The 17,015-nt window shown below is 46.3% G+C and carries 15 protein-coding genes; 2 read left to right on the forward strand and 13 right to left on the reverse strand.

Annotated features, from left to right (window positions below; all coding sequences use genetic code 11):
• Window positions 1-30 precede the first annotated feature (30 nt).
• The 3 genes from MKY73_RS13940 to MKY73_RS13950 all read right to left on the reverse strand — a co-directional run bounded on the left by MKY73_RS13940 (window position 31) and on the right by MKY73_RS13950 (window position 4,828).
• Window positions 31-1,221, reverse strand: a complete 1,191-nt coding sequence (locus MKY73_RS13940; protein ID WP_339308160.1) for a glycine C-acetyltransferase — start codon at window positions 1,219-1,221, stop codon at window positions 31-33.
• 506 nt (window positions 1,222-1,727) lie between these two features.
• The gene (locus MKY73_RS13945) at window positions 1,728-4,103 is read right to left on the reverse strand and encodes a glycoside hydrolase family 95 protein (protein ID WP_339308161.1); all 2,376 of its coding nucleotides are present in this window, start codon (window positions 4,101-4,103) and stop codon (window positions 1,728-1,730) included.
• Window positions 4,104-4,465: 362 nt separating this feature from the next.
• Complete coding sequence (locus MKY73_RS13950; RefSeq protein ID WP_339308163.1) at window positions 4,466-4,828, reverse strand: hypothetical protein; 363 nt, start codon at window positions 4,826-4,828, stop codon at window positions 4,466-4,468.
• Here MKY73_RS13950 and MKY73_RS13955 point away from each other — a divergent pair.
• The gene (locus MKY73_RS13955; RefSeq protein WP_339308165.1) at window positions 4,818-5,129 is read left to right on the forward strand and encodes a hypothetical protein; all 312 of its coding nucleotides are present in this window, start codon (window positions 4,818-4,820) and stop codon (window positions 5,127-5,129) included. The genes MKY73_RS13950 and MKY73_RS13955 overlap by 11 nt on opposite strands.
• A gap of 106 nt (window positions 5,130-5,235) precedes the next feature.
• Here the strand turns inward: MKY73_RS13955 and MKY73_RS13960 are convergent, their stop codons facing one another.
• The 4 genes from MKY73_RS13960 to MKY73_RS13975 form a co-directional block, all read right to left on the reverse strand.
• A complete protein-coding gene (locus MKY73_RS13960) occupies window positions 5,236-5,700 on the reverse strand; it encodes a hypothetical protein (RefSeq protein WP_339308167.1) in 465 nt (154 codons plus the stop codon).
• A gap of 194 nt (window positions 5,701-5,894) precedes the next feature.
• On the reverse strand, window positions 5,895-6,389 hold the full coding sequence (locus MKY73_RS13965) for a nitroreductase family protein (protein WP_339308169.1): 495 nt from the start codon (window positions 6,387-6,389) through the stop codon (window positions 5,895-5,897).
• A gap of 19 nt (window positions 6,390-6,408) precedes the next feature.
• Complete coding sequence (locus MKY73_RS13970; protein ID WP_339308171.1) at window positions 6,409-6,984, reverse strand: nitroreductase; 576 nt, start codon at window positions 6,982-6,984, stop codon at window positions 6,409-6,411.
• A gap of 5 nt (window positions 6,985-6,989) precedes the next feature.
• Window positions 6,990-7,487 (reverse strand): MarR family transcriptional regulator, encoded by a 498-nt coding sequence (locus MKY73_RS13975; protein WP_339308173.1) that lies wholly within the window; start codon window positions 7,485-7,487, stop codon window positions 6,990-6,992.
• Between the two features lie 344 nt (window positions 7,488-7,831).
• Between MKY73_RS13975 and MKY73_RS13980 the strand changes: the two genes are divergently transcribed.
• Window positions 7,832-8,266, forward strand: coding sequence for an Rrf2 family transcriptional regulator (locus MKY73_RS13980; protein WP_339308174.1), 435 nt, complete (start codon window positions 7,832-7,834; stop codon window positions 8,264-8,266).
• A 54-nt stretch (window positions 8,267-8,320) separates the two neighbouring features.
• On the opposite strand, the gene MKY73_RS13985 is transcribed toward MKY73_RS13980, so the two are convergent.
• The 6 genes from MKY73_RS13985 to MKY73_RS14010 all read right to left on the reverse strand — a co-directional run bounded on the left by MKY73_RS13985 (window position 8,321) and on the right by MKY73_RS14010 (window position 17,015).
• The gene (locus MKY73_RS13985; protein ID WP_339308176.1) at window positions 8,321-8,683 is read right to left on the reverse strand and encodes a VOC family protein; all 363 of its coding nucleotides are present in this window, start codon (window positions 8,681-8,683) and stop codon (window positions 8,321-8,323) included.
• A 378-nt stretch (window positions 8,684-9,061) separates the two neighbouring features.
• Window positions 9,062-10,099: an NAD(P)/FAD-dependent oxidoreductase gene (locus MKY73_RS13990; protein ID WP_339308178.1), complete on the reverse strand. Its 1,038-nt coding sequence runs from the start codon at window positions 10,097-10,099 to the stop codon at window positions 9,062-9,064.
• 156 nt (window positions 10,100-10,255) lie between these two features.
• Window positions 10,256-11,854 (reverse strand): AraC family transcriptional regulator, encoded by a 1,599-nt coding sequence (locus MKY73_RS13995; RefSeq protein WP_339308180.1) that lies wholly within the window; start codon window positions 11,852-11,854, stop codon window positions 10,256-10,258.
• 108 nt (window positions 11,855-11,962) lie between these two features.
• The gene (locus MKY73_RS14000; protein ID WP_339308182.1) at window positions 11,963-12,967 is read right to left on the reverse strand and encodes an ABC transporter substrate-binding protein; all 1,005 of its coding nucleotides are present in this window, start codon (window positions 12,965-12,967) and stop codon (window positions 11,963-11,965) included.
• Window positions 12,968-13,273: 306 nt separating this feature from the next.
• The gene (locus MKY73_RS14005; RefSeq protein WP_339308184.1) at window positions 13,274-15,322 is read right to left on the reverse strand and encodes a glycoside hydrolase family 16 protein; all 2,049 of its coding nucleotides are present in this window, start codon (window positions 15,320-15,322) and stop codon (window positions 13,274-13,276) included.
• 151 nt (window positions 15,323-15,473) lie between these two features.
• Entirely contained in the window at window positions 15,474-17,015 is a 1,542-nt protein-coding gene (locus MKY73_RS14010) for a response regulator (protein ID WP_339308186.1), read from the reverse strand.

A 17,015-nucleotide genomic window follows, 5' to 3' on the forward strand; every position in this document is an offset into this window, starting at 1 on the left:
TCCTCCCGAAATATACTCCCGCGAATGCAGCTAAATCAGCTTCATTTCCTTGCCAACTTGCTCATAAACAGAGATCACCTGGCCCAGCATCTCCTTGGTATGTGCAGCTGTCGGCATGTTGCGTATTCTTCCAGTTCCTTTCGGGACCGTAGGAAATACGATTGCCTTGGCGTAAACGCCTTCTTCATAGAGCCGTTTGCTGAACTGTTGGGTGGTTACTTCATCCCCAATGATACAAGGTGTGATCGGAGTTTCGCTTTGGCCTACATCATATCCAAGCCGGCTCAAGCCATTTTTCAAATGATTGCCGTTCTCCCAAAGCTTCTCAATCAGTTCTTTGTCATTCATCAAAATGTCGATCGAAGCGCTACAGGAAGCGATTGCAGCCGGAGGTAGCGATGTGGAGAACAGAAACGGACGGCTTCTCAGCTTCAACCATTCGATCAATTGCTTTTTACCCGCGACATAACCGCCGACAACGCCGATCGCCTTGGAGAGAGTACCAATTTGGAAGTCAATACGGTCGGACAATCCAAAATGCTTCACGGTTCCTGCACCTTCTCCGAGAACGCCCGAACCGTGGGCATCATCTACATAAGTAATCAGATCGAATTCTTCTGCTATTTTCACAATTTCGGGCAGCTTTGCTATATCGCCATCCATGGAGAAAACCCCGTCGGTGATGACCATAATTTTATGGTACTGACCGGATTCCTTGGCCTCTTTCGCCAACCGTCTTAAATCATTCATATCCGAATGCTTAAAGCGAATTACCTTGGCTCTCGACAGGCGGCAGCCATCAATAATGGAAGCGTGGTTCAGCTCATCGGATAAAATCGCATCATGTTGGTCCATCACTGCAGATATAGCAGCCATATTACAGTTGAATCCCGATTGATACACGATAACGGCTTCCGTTTTTTTGAAATGGGCCAGTTTTTCTTCCAGCTCAATATGAAGATCCATCGTACCATTAATTGTTCTTACAGCCCCTGCTCCTGCCCCGTATGTCTGCGCCGCCTTAACTGAAGCATCAATCAGTCGGTCATCGGTTGCCAAGCCCAGATAGTTATTAGAAGACAAATTGATTAGGGACTTCCCGTCAATACGAATAACAGGACCATTTGCACCCTGCAGTGTATCGATGGAGTTATACAGACCTTTATTCTTTAAATCTTCGATGTTCGAACTTAAAAATTGGCCCAATGTTTGACTTGACATTCGATTCCCTCCTTAATATACGTTTGTCCTTGTACAGGAGACATGTCATTATGCGAAAAAACCTTGTTGTAAATGGGGTTTTGCTAATTTAAATGTAGCATCATTTTTATTCTTTGTACACATGTGGAGGACAAAAATCAAAAAAATACGCAAATAAACATAGTGATTATTCTTTCATCCCTAGATCCTAAATCAACTTCTTGAGTGGAGTTGCAATACTGTAGACTCCTCCCTTTTTCAACAAAAAGAAAACGAACTATCTAATGATAGTCCGTTGAAATTAGTTACAGTTGAAGCCATCTAGCCACATCTTCAGATATAAGACCATTCTGACGATGTGTGACAGGCATTTCATTAATTTGTAGCAAAAAGTAACTATCGTGTGTACGTAGACACTCAAGAAGGTACTTATCTAATGGTTTTGTCTCTCCTGCCCAAGTCTGCCCTCATTATAAAGACCGAATAGGGCATTTTCCATGCAACAATCTTCCGATACATAACGCGATTTAACTTAACTTAACCTTGTAAGTACGTCCTGCAGATGTAGGGAAGCTTATGTGATTTAAATCGGTGCCCTCCGTTTCAATCACGTTGCCGTCAAGTGTTACCACAACTGGAACTTCACCTTTAAGCACGCAGTCCCGGCCCAGGTGTGAAGTGATATACGCTTCTGCAAGTTGTCCGTTGTCCCACCGGATACTAACCTCAAATCCGCCTCGGGCACGCAGACCGGAAACGCTGCCTTGCTGCCAAGCATCCGGCAGTGCGGGAAGCAGTTCCATATAAGGACGGTGAGATTGCAGCAGCATCTCGGCTATCCCGGCAGAGGCGGCGAAGTTGCCGTCGATCTGAAACGGAGGATGTGCTCCCAGAAGATTCGGATAAACCCCTCCATGGTTGTATTGTTCCGACGCTCCATCTCTGACCAGGCGTAGCATGTTGGATAGCAGACGCAGGGAACGATTCCCTTCCCTGAAACGACTCCAAAGCGCAACACGCCATCCCAGGCTCCAACCTGTGCTTTCGTCTCCCCGTCGCTCAAGCGAGGTTCTGGCGGCACCAAACAACTCTGGTGTCTCCTCGTCCGAAAGCTGTCGACCCGGATAAACCCCTACGAGATGTGAGGTATGCCGATGATAGATATCCTCATCCTCAAAGTCCTTCGACCACTCCTGCAATTGGCCGTATTTGCCGATTTGCAGTGGTAGTAAACGTTCACGGATGCTCACCAGTTCATTCCTGAAATCCGGGTCTGTTCCAAGAATCTTCGAGGCTTCAATACAGTTGGTGAACAATTCCCAGATCAATGAGATATCCATGGTTGAACCCGGACTGACCGCTGCTACACCTTGCGTTGTTCTGAATTTATGCTCCGGCGAAGTCGAAGGTGCAGTCACAAGACGACCGCTACCATCGTCAATCAGCCAGTCCAGTGCGAACAGGGCTGCCTCCTTCAACACAGGATAAGCGGAAGTACGCAAATACATCTCGTCTCCGCTAAAGGTATAATGCTCCCATAAATGCTGAGTCAGCCAAACACCTCCCATCGGCCAGAAGGCCCAGCTTGGATCACCGTCACCATAATTGCCCACCGGCGCCGTCTGTCCCCAGATATCCGTGTTATGATGCGCGGTCCACCCGCGAGTTCCATAATTGACCTGTGCTGTTTCAACGCCCTTCTTCGCCAGATTGCTGATCAAGTCCAGTAAGGGCTCATGGCATTCCGCCAGATTGCATATTTCAGCAGGCCAATAGTTCATCTCCGTGTTGATGTTCAACGTATAATTGCTGCTCCAGGGAGGGCGAGTTACTGCATTCCATATACCCTGAAGATTCGCGGCTTGTGTTCCCGGACGGGAGCTTGAGATCAGCAAGTAGCGCCCATAGTGAAAGAGCAGTTCCACAAGCCCCGGGTCCTCTGCTCCATAGGTAGTAATCCGTTGTTCGGTCGACATCTCCTCCGGAGCAAGTGAATTCCCAAGCTGGAGCTTCACCCGATCAAACAACCTACGGTAATCTTCAATATGCGAGTCAAGTATGCTGTCATATGGCTTGGCTACCGCCCCATCCAGAAATGAACTTGCAGTGAAGGAAGCATCTTTTCCCTCGACTCCCGGAATGGCATCCATACCGTTAAAACTTGTAGCTGCGCTGAAATAAAAGGTTGCCGTTGTCGCACTCAATACATGAATTCCATTGCCATCCACCGTTACCTGTCCATCCTCTGTCTTCACCGCTAGCTGTCCTTCAAATACCATTGCCTTGTTATGTTCAGGGTCACCGTATCGAATCGGCTCATCGCTTGCAAAATAGCTCGGATCTACATGCTCCGGGGCTGTTCCTTCCAGAACCAAACGTTCTCCCCTAGCACTAGTCACATGCCGAAGCGGGCTATCCAGTGACGCATGTACATTCAGTGCACCTTCCACACTAGCAGCCAGCCGCAGCACAAGTACCTGATCCGGATGCGACGCAAACATTTCGCGGGTATAAATCACATGGCCAATCTGATATTCAAGGCTGTGCACTGCATTTTCTACATCCAGCGTCCGCTTGTAGGAATGGTAGATATCCCCGTGTTCAAAACGCAGGAGTAAATCTCCGAAGGGCAGGTACGATTGGGTGTACGGGCCCATCATCTCTCTGGTCAGCGTGTCTGCTTCCGTATAACGTTCCTCCTGTAACAGCGCGCGGACCTTTGGCAGAGCATCCTTTGCCTCAGGATTGTTGCCGTTCTTCGGATAACCGGACCACAGGGTGTCCTCATTCAAGCTGATTTTCTCCTGCTCCACCCCACCAAAGATCATGCCGCCAAGACGGCCATTACCTATGGGAAGCCCTTCCGTCCATACATTTGCAGGTTTGTCATATTGAAGTTTCATGTGCACTCTCCCTTAAAATTCTCTCATTAGCTAGCCAGTTCTATTTGGAACATCCGTAAACGTGTTATCGACAAGGTTAACCTCGCTGCATACGCTTACATAAACTGTTTCTTCAAGGTAGGATAACTTTCCTGTCTCTGTGGTAGACAATTATTTATTCGACTTGAAAACCAACCTACGAGTGGACTTGGCGTTCAGAATCTGGACATCACTGCAAGATGAGAAACTATCTATATATTTCCTTTTCCATATATGCTTTCATTAATTTTGATTAGCAATTTCTTTAAGATTTGCTTCTGCTCGTCATTAAAGGTTTGAGCAATTTCATCCTCGATCCGACCACTAATATTTCTGATACCTTGTCAATCCAATCCGTGTGGTTCAATTGGACAAATCAGCAGCGCTCCGGACGGGTATAAGCTGTGCATGATCGAAAACGGCGTTGCCTGTTCAAGTGCCATGCTGGGCGATCCGATTCCGGGCGTAGACAAGCGATGCTTTGTTAACCCCGAAATACCGGATGAGCTTCCTGTGGTCACGTTCTTCAACGCTGGCTTTGAAAAACCGGCTACCACATCGGCCAGACCGGGACCCATGACCAACGGATAGGTGTTCGACAGCCGCTCCGGCGTGCAGCATAACAACGGTCTATTCCAGGCTACTGCTGCCCCCACGATAAGCCAATCGATCCATTTCAAGCCGGGAACATACCAAATGTCGTTCAAGGCGGCCAAACGCACCAGCTTTGGCGGCACACAGTCCTTTGACATCTATTTCGATGATCAGGTTATTGGCTCGTATCGGCCTGAATCCGGCAACTTCCAAACTTTCCGAACAGGGGCCTTTGAGACGGCTGGGGGGAAACACACGATCAAGTTTGTAGCCACAACGACGGAAGGTGACAATACGGCTTTTATCGATGATGTACGAATTACGTTGCCACAGACTCCGGAAGACCCTTATATCACCAATTCGAGCTTTGAGTCACCTGTGGTTACTGATCCGTCGGGCACGGTGAGGGCATAACTGCTGGATGGAGCTTTAATGATCAGGCGGGGATATTGCGAAGTGGCAGCAGCATGAATCCTTCACCACGGATTGGTTTACCGTTGAACCTGGATCGCATACGATCCTATTTTCCGCAACAGTCACAGGTGCAACGTTTATTGATCAGATTTCCATAGAAAAGGTTGCCGTTCATGACCATGCTGCTCTGCAACATGGTGGATTCGAAAGTCCGACCATCACGTCCCAGAACGGCGTAGCGGTGGCAAGCGGTGACGGCTGGAGCTTCAAAAACAATGCAGGCCGCATTCGCAATGGCAGTGTGTTCGGTGCTTCCGACGCACCGGAAGGCACGCAAGCTGCATACTTGCAGACCCTGAATGGCAAGCAGGGCGAGTTCAGCCAATCGCTGATTTTCCCAGCAGGCCACTACGCCATTCAATTTCAGTCTGCGAAGCGGAGCAGTTTTGGGGGACAACAGTCCTTTGATGTCTACATGGATGATCAGTTGCTCGGTTCTTTTATACCGACAAGCGGTGCTTATGCTGAGTTCACCACGAACTCCTTTCAGCTCATCAAGCCGGGAAAACATCAAATCCGGTTTGTGGCAACTTCGGGAACCGGGGACAACACAGCTTTCGTGGATGATATCGTTTTACTGTTCTTCCATAGAAACATAAGCAAAAATTTATTACCTTCCATTAGGAAAAGAAGGAAAATTACAACCACGCGCTCGGTGAGCTGTATCTCGATTGTTGGAAACTTTCTGACAATTGGAGGTGCAGTTCATAGCGGGTGGAGAAGTTCAAAATGAAGTTGAGTCTCAGGCAAATCAGTAGTTCCTTTCCACTGATTTGCACCGTATCCCAATTCTAGAACTGCAGCAATACGCTCGTTACTCAGTACACCAAACACTTCAGTACGGCTTGGGTCGTACATCCAGTCATGCAATGTACAGCGAACACCCAGACTCTGCTCATGAGCCAACAAGCGGAAATTCTGAATGAGGCAGCAGACCGCTGCAAAATCCTCTTCCCGCTTATGTTGATCAGCCTCTGTTTTCACCAAGACTAGAAGATACGCGGGGGCCTGCTCTTGCAAACCCTGCAGGATGTCCCCATACGGGTTATCAACAAAGATAAATCGCCACGGCTCTCGGAGTCCATCATTTGGCGCCCATACGGCATGATTGAGCAACTCAAGAATTAGGTCCTGCGATACCGGTCGATCCAAAAACTCACTCGGACCGCCCATGTCTCCTTCCAGATCTGACAATTTCATTTTTTACATCCTCCCTCTTCTATGTAGATTGACCTCTTAATACGGTCCACTTCTGCTCGGCTGGTGTTCTTTTCCGACTTCTCGGCACTTTGTCGAAATACCCTATATGAAGAATGCCAACGAATCTTTCATCCTCACGCATGCCAATTCCTCTGAAAAATCCTTCATGCTGAATCATGGACTCTGTATCCCATAACATTCCTAACCCATGTTCCCAACCCATTAGTTGGAAGCTCTGCATCATCCCGCAGGCAGCCGCATAATTGCGGTCATTGGTCAGTTGATCCGGCCCAATAGTCGACATAACAATGACGTGTGCAGGAATATCGGTAACTCTCTTTTTGAACACATCCAGAAGTTTCCCGGGAATCAGTTTGCCGAGTTTGCTCTGCGACATCTGTTCGAGCATGCAGTCCACCAACCGTTTGCGCGCTTCTGGAGTTCCGGCATATACCACACGCCACGAGCCAGCCTCACCAAATGGTTGAAGCCGATTAGCCTTACGTAGTAATTCAACAACTAACTCCTGGTCCACCGGCGTAGAGTTACATTTACGAATGCTTCTGCGCTCCCTGATCAATTCCGCCAGACTCAAATGCTTCACTCTCCTTCGTTTGATCTGGATTCAATATTGATGCTACTGTCTTGAAGAAATTGATGAATGACTTTTAGCTCTGTTTCCGAATATTTGTCGAGCGTACGATAGAAGCGCTCAGCCTCATGTACATGCAGACGTTCATGCAGTTCAAATATTTTTTTGCCTTGCGGTGACAACCGGAAATAACTCTCCTTCTTGTTGTCATTCATTTTTGTGCGTTTGACGAATCCTTCTTCCAGCAGTTTGTTGCCAATTTTGGTGATACTTGCTTTGGATAAATTCATCGCCTCAGCAATACCTGTGTTGTTAATAGGCTCATACTTGCCTATGCAATCGATCATATGAACCGCGGTCAAATGCTGAGGAATGTTCTCGATGCTTTCTCGCTGGGCGACACTTAGGAAATGCTCAATTTCTGTATTCTTGTGGTTCTCATATACATGTAAGAAACGGATAAATTGGTCATGAAGCAATTGTTTTGTTCGATCTTTTGAAGTCATCTTGTGATCGCTCCTTATTTACATGTAAACAAAAATATTTCTTTAATAATAAAGTGTTTTAGATATTTTAATTATATTTTGTTTACTTGTGAACAATATATCATGAATGATAATGTTTATCAACTGTATTCCTCTGGCATTACAATATCACTTTACAATCTAGGACAGATAACTGCCCGTTCATTAAAGCCGACGCGCCTGAAGGCACGGAAGCTGCGTATTTGCAGAACCTGAATGGTTTTATTATGGTTCTAATTCAAGGATTTTCTCTGTTTTCCGGTATGGCCGTCGATTGACCTGTTCTTTGAAAGAAACTATACTATTCAGCAAAGAAGGTGAGTAGATTGAAACAAATAAGTAGTCGCTTTTCGATGGCCGTCCATATTCTTTCCATGATCTCGTTGGACCCCCTATATAGTACAGGCGATCGAATTGCCCGTAGCATCAATAGTAACCCTGTAGTCATTAGAAGGATTATGGCTCAGCTCAAAAAAGCAGGATATATTGATACAAAACCAGGAGTTGCGGGGGCCTCTCTTCTGATATCTCCTGAAAGATTAACGCTACTGGATATCTTCCAAGCAGTCGAATCGGTGGACGGAAACCAGCTTTTCAAAATCCACAAGGATACTGACCCCAATTGTTCTGTAGGAATGAACATTGAATCCATCCTATTACCCCAATTCTCTAATGCACAGAAGGCTATGGAGCATGAACTTGCTTCTGTTACCCTAGCTCAAATTGTGGAGCAACTACGGATAAAGGAAAATACAAAATAAAGCTGCTCCTCTAATGGAGTAGCTTTATTTTGTATGTTTCGATGTTGCACGAATTCAGACAGAAGCTTGCTCAGGCTCAACATATTCAATAAAACTACCATCTGGATGTTGAACAAAAACGCTTGGACCAATAGGACCATGCTGATCTCTAACGATAAGTGTATTTTGTTTTGTTAATTCTACCTTCAATTCGTCCATGGAATCGACATACACCACTGCCCGGAGTGATCTGGCAGGTTCCAGCGCCTCTGGACTTCCAGATACAATGACGTAGGGATATACTGTGGCTAAAGATAAGCCAGCCTCGGGAATATTCCACGTACGATCCATAGATCGATTTGCTAGAGATTCATAATATTTAACGGTTAACTCCAGTTGCTCGGTAAAAACGGGTATAAAATGATCTGTGATTTTCATGTTAACCTCCAATTTTGATTTTTGAATATAACCATAATGGTTATAACTAATTTAGTTATATATAAACATGTTGACTTTGTCAATCTTTCAGTGTCATTCAGGTACATGAACGCACACTGGAAGAAAAAATATTCATCCAACCGGTAATGGGGAACAAGTTTTGGTCTTTGGCTCGTCACAAGAACTTGTTCCGATAAAATAAAACAAAGCCGCTAAAATAGCGACTTTGTTTAGACTTACGTACATATTATGATCATTAATCTAATGCCAACACGAGAGAGTATGTTGGGTGCGGTGTTTATACGTTTGTTTCTGTTTGGTCCTCCATGGCCCGTTTCGGTTATCCAGTCTCTGTTCGTATATGGTTTGCAGCCCCCGCTATTCATTAGCTACGCCAAGCGCTTTATTCCGCTCTTTAAACCTCTCGTTATGTGATGATACATAAGCCATTCTTGGCGCTTCGGGATCTAGATACCGTTTGGCGCTGTTAAGAGCTAAGGCAGCATCCGTGAATGCCCCTGCAATCAGGTTAAGCTTGCTGTCGTAATTGGCAAAGTCGCCAGCCCCGAAAATGCCCGGCAAGTTGGTCTCAAGTTTTGGGCTGACGAATATGTTCCAGTCGTCCATATCCAGCCCCCAATCCTTGATCCCTGTAAAATCGGATTTCAGTCCGTGGTTGACGATGACCTCGTCAACTTCTAGCTCGTGCGTTTCTCCTGATTCGATATGGGCAATCGTTACCCGTTCAATTGCCTGTCCATTGCCGCTATATAATTGCGTAACTTCATATGGCGTAAGCACATCGGCGGAGGACTCCTTCATTCGAACAACGTTTTTTTCGTGTCCGCCAAAGTGATCCCGTCGATGTATGACCGTCACCTGAGCAGCGATGGACACCAGCTCGTTCGCCCAATCGACAGCGGAATTTCCCCCTCCCGAAATAAGCACTCGTTTTCCTCTAAAAGGCTCCAGTTCCTGTACCGTATAGTGCAGATTGGACACTTCATAGCGCTCAGCCCCTTCCAGCTCCAGCTTCGCCATTCGCAGAATACCGCGACCAATCGCCAGAATGACTGTGCGTGTCCAGTGTTTCTCCCCTGTTGCCGCCTCCAGAATGTAGGTCGAATCCGCTTGTTTCTCCAATCCGACAATGTGCTGGCCGAATACAATCGTTGGGTCGAACGTTCTTGCCTGCTCCGATAATTGGGCGATTAACTTTTCGCATAGGATTGGGGTAAATCCGCCAACATCCCAGATCATTTTCTCGGGATAAATGAGCATCCGCCCTCCCAGCTCGTCTTTCGCTTCTATTAACTTCGTCTTTAAATCACGCATTCCACTATAAAAAGCAGTATACATTCCCGCAGGACCACCGCCGATAATTGTCACATCGTATAATTCAAGCTGCTCATTCAATTGAAGTCCTCCCCCTGCCGGCTTATGTATATGTCCGCACTTATGATAATCATTATCATTGTAGCTTCGGCAACGTGACAATAACAATGGACAAAACCGACGGTTGCTTTATACAAAACGGAGAGTGCTGAGCCTTTGGTTGAGAGGGAAACAAACTTATGCTAACGATCGCAGGATATCATCTATTTTTTTGCCGTTAGAAATAATACCGTTATTCATCCAAGTTAGAAAATCTACCTCATATACGCGGTTGTTTCTTACAGCGGGAAGATCGCGCCACTCTGGCTGCTCCAGCAGTGCCCGTTCCTTCCCTTCTTCTTGGCTATGCCACTTATCAAAAGTAATGAACAGATGGTCTGCGGTTAACGCACTCAGTTCCTCTACAGAGAGAGTGAACATACCCGGCCTATTCGATTTTGAGGTTATACCTACTGCGGAATGGGAGCGCAAGCCAACGTCACCATAGAGTACCGTTGAAACAAAGCCTTGCCCTTCTTCCGTATATTGGATGATCTGGTCCGCCGAGATACGCAAAAAGGCGACTGTTTCACCTTTCATAAGCTGATTCAGCGTGTGGCTTGCGTTCCGTGCTTTGAAAGCATAATTTGCAATCGCATCGTCGGCCAACTCCATCCGGCCAAAATAATCGGCGACGGTACGCAGCAGCGTACGCCAATTCGTGGTCTGCTCTCGCAGGATGCATGTGTTGGATATGCGTCGGCACTGAGAATATTGTTGTTGCTCGTAACGATCTACAAGCAAGATCAGATCGGGATTATAATAGGTAAGCTCGTCAAAATTGCCGTTGTTCTCGTCGAACGTCGGAATGTGGTTTAAACCCAGATAGTCTTGTTTTCCCCATTTCTCATGTCGATATTGAGCGATCGGCTGCATACCCAGCGCAACGAGAAAATCCTCCAAATACGGCGCTACTACTCTAAGCTCTCCCTTGCGGCTTCGGCGGTATTGTCCGGGCGAGATGCCTACCGTCTGTTTGAAACGACGACTGAAATAATATTCATTGTTGAATCCTGCATTGAGCGCAATATCGAGCAGCCTGTCATCGGCGCATGCCAGCCACTTCTTGGCTTGACTAATCCGTACTTCATTCAAATACTGAAGCGGTACTTGACCTGTAACCTCTTTGAACAGACGAGTATACTTCCAGCGATCAATGCCTGCAATGGAAGCCAGCTCCTCGACCGTCAGAAGCTCACGGTAATATTCATGGATGTGCCGTATACTGCGCTCTACCCCGTGAAGATTGATATCCGTTCCTTTATCTTCAGTTGCAGGTGCATTTTGGCGGAATAGAAAGAGCAGCAGCTCTTGGAATTTAACATATCGTTGAAACAGCTCGAGCTCGCCTGTCGCTTCGCTAAGTCCATATAACTCATCAATCAGTTCCATCACCTTCGCGAAGGGAGTGCAGGCAAGCTCTTGCTTGTCAGGCAGCAAGCTTGAAGCTTCATCATTGCCGATGGTTGTGAAGCACACTCGGTAATAGCTGCAGTTTATGAGCTGTTGATTAATAGAGAAAGGTCTGCCAACACCCTGTAAATAGCATTTTCCCTGACCGGTTCCATTCATGATAAAGAAGAGTTCAAAACCTTCTTTGTCGTTTCGCTTTCGATCTCCGTCTTCGCCCCAGTCACTCGTCTCTACTTGTTCGCCCACTACAAAGAAGCGGATCGATTGCAGCACATATTGAACTAAAGGAGCCGTCCACGCTTGTTTGCCCTCTTCAATATCCATTCTTACTATCCATCGCCTTTCAATTGATATTCATTCTCATTGTATATAGTTTAAATTAAAAAGAGCCGCCCTTCAACCTTCGTTGAAAAGTGGCTCTTCCCTGCTCCGTTATGGAGCAAGTAATCGAAGTAAATCATCCATCTTCAGCCCGTTGGCTGTAATGGCTCCCGTCTGCCAATACGATCTTTCAACGGGATATACATGGCCGTTCTTAAATGCAGGAACGGTCTGCCATAACGAATTAGCCTTCATTTCTTCAAGCGCTTTTGCGTTACTCTCTTCCTCCCACGTTCCGTTGGACGGCAGCAAAATAATATGGTCCGCGTCAAGTTCCGGAATAACCTCATTCGACAAGACGATGTTGCCCTCCGTCATCGCCTCGGCGAACGCGGGTGCCTTCAGCCCAAGTTCCTTATACAAGATTTCTCCGACAAACGTGTTATGGATGCCGAAAATATTAATCGATTTGTCCGCGACGTTCATCCGCAGAACAACAATCTTCTCATTGCCGATCGCTGAGTTTAACTTTGCTTTTACATCGGCAATGCGAGCATCGTAATCGGCAATAACCTGCTCAGCCTTCTCGCTGAGACCAAGCAAATCAGCAATTAAGGTCAATGTTTTGCGCGAATCCGCAAGAACATCGTCCGGCAAGCGAAACGTCGGAGCAACCTTGGAGTAAAGCTCGTATTGTTCAGCATCGACCTCTCCGGCTCCGATGATTAAATCTGGCTCGGCCACAAGCAAAGCCTCAATATTTCCGGTCACGTCGAATAACGGTGCATCCAGGTTCAAATAATCCTGCTTGCCCCACATCGGGTTATAATATTGCACAATAGGCGTTACGCCAAGCGCAACCAAATAATCTTCACGATAAAGAGCTGAGACTCGCTTCGGATTGGTCGGAATCTCTACCTCTCCGAAGCCATCGGTTACAACGCGTGTCCCCGTCTGAGATGGAGCTTCGCTGGTCGCTGCGGTTGCCTGCCCAGCTTGATCGGTAGGCACAGTAGCTGCACCTTGTTCGCTTGCCGATGCGCAACCTGTCACCGTAATCATGGCTGCCGTTATAAGCGATATCCACCTAATTTTCATAAATACTGATCTTGCCATGTCTGCCTTCACTCCCGTAAGTTTTATGTATTGTAGCAAAAATAATTCATTTATAATGATAATCATTATCATTATCATTTGCTTGAGTAGATTTTACCTCATATCGGATTGCATGCTCAATATACATTCTATAAAATCGGCTTTATACAAACTCATCATTTCACTATTCAGATACAAGATCAACTAATCCTAAAATTGTTCAACCATAGTTGAAATAGAAAATTGAACTGAAAATTCGATGGAACAAAACAAGCCGTTGATCATCATCAGATCAACGGCTTGTTCATTGTGGAAATTGCTGTTTTATTACTGTTCTTTATACACACGTACATAATCCACTTGCATCGTCGCCGGGATATCAGATGCGTTCGGAGTGCGGCCACCGTCAAAGTTTCCGCCGATTGCCAGGTTCATAATGAGGTAGAACGGCTCATCGAAAGGTGCATTCGGATTATTCGGTGCGGCTGCGGAATACCACTGCTCGTTAGTGACTTTATAGTAAAACTTGCCGTCAACATACCATTTAATGTTGTCCTCTTCCCAGACTACCGAGTATACATGATAATCATTGGCAAAAGTTTGCCCTGCCGGGAAGTGATAATCGCCGCCCGAATACTGGTTCGCGGGCCATTGTCCACCAAAGTGAATGGTACCACTTACGGATCCAGGCAGACGGCCTCTCGCTTCCATCACATCAATTTCACCTGATGCAGCCCAAGTACCATATACCGAGTCTTGTGGAAGCATCCACAGTGCAGGCCATACACCATCACCTGTAGGAAGTTTGGCACGGAAATCGACTCTGCCGTACTTCAATGACAGTTTATCCTTGGTGTTGATCTTTCCTGAAGAATACTGTGCATATCGATTCGGGTCTTGCGGGAAAGACTTGCTGTCGTTCATAGCTTTGATATTCAGCTTTCCGTCCTGTACATATACATTTTGGGTGCTGTTCGTGTAGTGCTGCAGCTCTGCATTACCCCACCCCCATGTACCGGGATCGTTGTTGAGATAATATCCTGTTTCATAGTTCCATTTACTTGTATCCAGCGTAGTTCCGTTAAACTCATCCTGCCAGATGAGGTTCATGCCCGCGATAGCCGGGTTGGTTGGCGTTCCGATAGAGATATCCTCTTGGTCAGATATATCCGGACGCGGAGCATTGGGATTGCCGATAAAGGTATAGTTGACGAAGTTGTTGCCAATACTTCCGCCCGCCTGACCGTTCAGTGGATAGCCGATACGAATCTGCATATTTTCCTGGATCGGCTGGAACCACAGGCCATAAACGTAATCGGCCCAGTATCCCCACTGGTTGGCATCAGACATATTGTTGTACCCATTACCGGAGTATGCAAATTTGCTCTGGCTGGAGTTACTCAAATCAACCCATTGCCCATTGATGTTAATTTGATATACAAAATTACCGAGTTCCTTGGCGATGGGCGCTCCCCCATCAATTTTCGGAAGCGGAACCCCGATGGAACCATTTGCATCTGCTGTGAAGGTTGTTCCTTCGTATGGCGTAATGACATATGAATTTCTTGTAGGTTCATTAAACGTAATGGTATAAACAAGATTAGCCGAAGAAGTCTTTGATTCCAATTTGACATTGATCGACTCCGTTACGTTAAACCAATACCCACCGCCGCCATCCGTGAATTGGCCAAAATTTTGATCGTAAATCCAGCCGCTGGCTGCGTTATTGTCAATATCGATCCAGGTGCTGCTGTTAACAGGTTTGACATATACCTTCAAATCATCCGCAACAGCTTCATAAGTGACCGCAGGATTATTGTTGAACGTTGGATATGTAAAGCCCGCACCGCCTGTGAAGCTCGCTGTGATCTGTGGACCTTGTGTCGCATTCATCGCTGTGATGGTTGTTTTGTTGATGTTTTGGAATACAAGCTGATACTCCAGCTTCACACCATTCGCTTTGGAGTACAGCTGAATCTCGGTTGTTGCGGAGAGGGTGAACCAATAGCCATTGAAGCCGCCATCGCTCCAGTGCCCCCAGTTTTGGTTATAGATATATCCGCCTGCCTGGTCGATATCAACCCAGTTGTTGCCCACTTTCACATTAACGCCTACATCACTGTAAACATCATTCCATGTCGCGGAGCCACCATTGAACTTAGGCATAACAAATCCGTAGCTGGCCTTGCCAACACCTGATTTTGAAATAACAGGCCCGTCTGCTGGTGAGAAGTACTCCATTGAGGTTACGGTAGTTCCCGCTGCCTGAACCTTTGAAGCCGGAAGTATGCCAATACTAGCCAGCATCACAACCACAAGCAACATACCGAGTACCTTTTTCATAAACCGTTTCTCCCTAAAGTGAGATGGATTCATAATTGCCCTCCTTTAATAGAATAATAGCTTCTCCCAATCCATACGTATTAAGGTAATCGCTTACATAAGGGATATCTTTATTCTACGAATAGGTTAATTTGCTGAAAAGGTACAATTGTTTTTGTGGTATCCCATTTTTTTGGCTTTTGATTCAATCTGCCTTCTGCCGCATCATCTGTCGGTACTCAGTGGGTTGGATCTGCATCACATGTCGGAACGCACGTGTAAAGCTTTTATAGCTTTCATATCCAACCATAGCAGCCACCTCAACAATTTTATGATCAGTTTCGGCGAGAAGCCGCCGCGCTTTATCCAGACGTACATCCCGTAGGTATTCAGCAAAACCTTTACCCATATTCTTCTTAAACAGATTTGAAAAATAAGCATAATTAAGCGATACATGATTGGATACCATCGCAAGATCCAGCGGTTTATGGTAACTCTCGTGTATAAAACGAATGGCTTCATTAAGATCATTCGAATGGCGATAGCTGCATTTATAGTCATAATAGAACTGATTCAGCCGAAGCAGCTGCTGTTGCAGTGCTTGTAGATAATCACGCATCCCTGGATAATCAAAGAGATTACGCAATGATTCAAGGTCCAGCGCTTCTTCCCCCATATAAGGGCGGATAACTCGTTCGTATTCCTCCATCATTTGAATGGTGGCGGCGCAGAGCTGCTGGGTATAGCGAATAGGATAGCGCTGCAATACCTTTTTGTGAAATAGTGCAGAAATACCCTGAGTCATTATTCCACTGTTATCTGTTCCGATTGACTGGAAGAGTTCATATAAGTCTTCATAGGGAAGTTGCCACTGCTGCTCCATATGCTCAATATGTGCTGGGAAGATACTATACTGATCAGGAAACAGGTAACTGTGGCGATAGAGCTCAAGCACTTGGGTATAGCTGTGTGGTAGTTCTTTTAACCCCTGAATCGGGTTAGTCATGGCTGTTATGGCATCGATCTTTCCTTCCTTGAGTGCTGCAGGCAGAACATTTGGATCTATGGACGCATCCACCGCAAGGATCAGGTATGGGCGATGTTGCAGGCAAATACAACCTTGTCTGCCAAACACACGATAAGCAATGGCTTCCATGCTATGGACGCTGCTGGCTCCGGGCTGCTTAATGCCAACTTCTTCCTTCAGCAGGGCTAGGCGATAATTACGCCATAATACATCATTTTGTTCCTCAATCTGAAGAATCCATGTATCATCACTTAACGCACCTTGCATAAACATTCTTAATTCTTTACTCTCGGTCTCTTGGGCGAGACGGGATACATGCTGCATATTATGCGTAAGTGCCTGCCGTGTCTCGATCTCTTGCCATATATGCTCCAGGGAATTGTGCAGATCCTCTCGTTTCAAAGGTTTTAGCAAGTAGCCCTTTGCCCCAAGTCCGATCGCTTTTTGAGCATATGTAAAATCACTATAACCGCTGATAATGAGGTATTCCACATCCATGGATTCCTCTTTGCTTTGAGCCATGAGTGCCAACCCATCCATATCCGGCATCCTGATATCGGTAATAACGATGTGAATGCAATGCTGCCGCAATAGGCACAGCGCCTCCATCCCGCTCGCGGCACAGTATATGTTGTTCAGCTTCAGAGGAAATTGATGCAGCATGGCCTGCAGCCCGTCACGAATGTGTTTTTGATCGTCCACAATCAGGATATTCATCAT

Origin of the sequence: Paenibacillus sp. FSL R5-0519 (assembly GCF_037974275.1) — a bacterium.
Taxonomy (GTDB): Bacteria; Bacillota; Bacilli; order Paenibacillales; family Paenibacillaceae; genus Paenibacillus.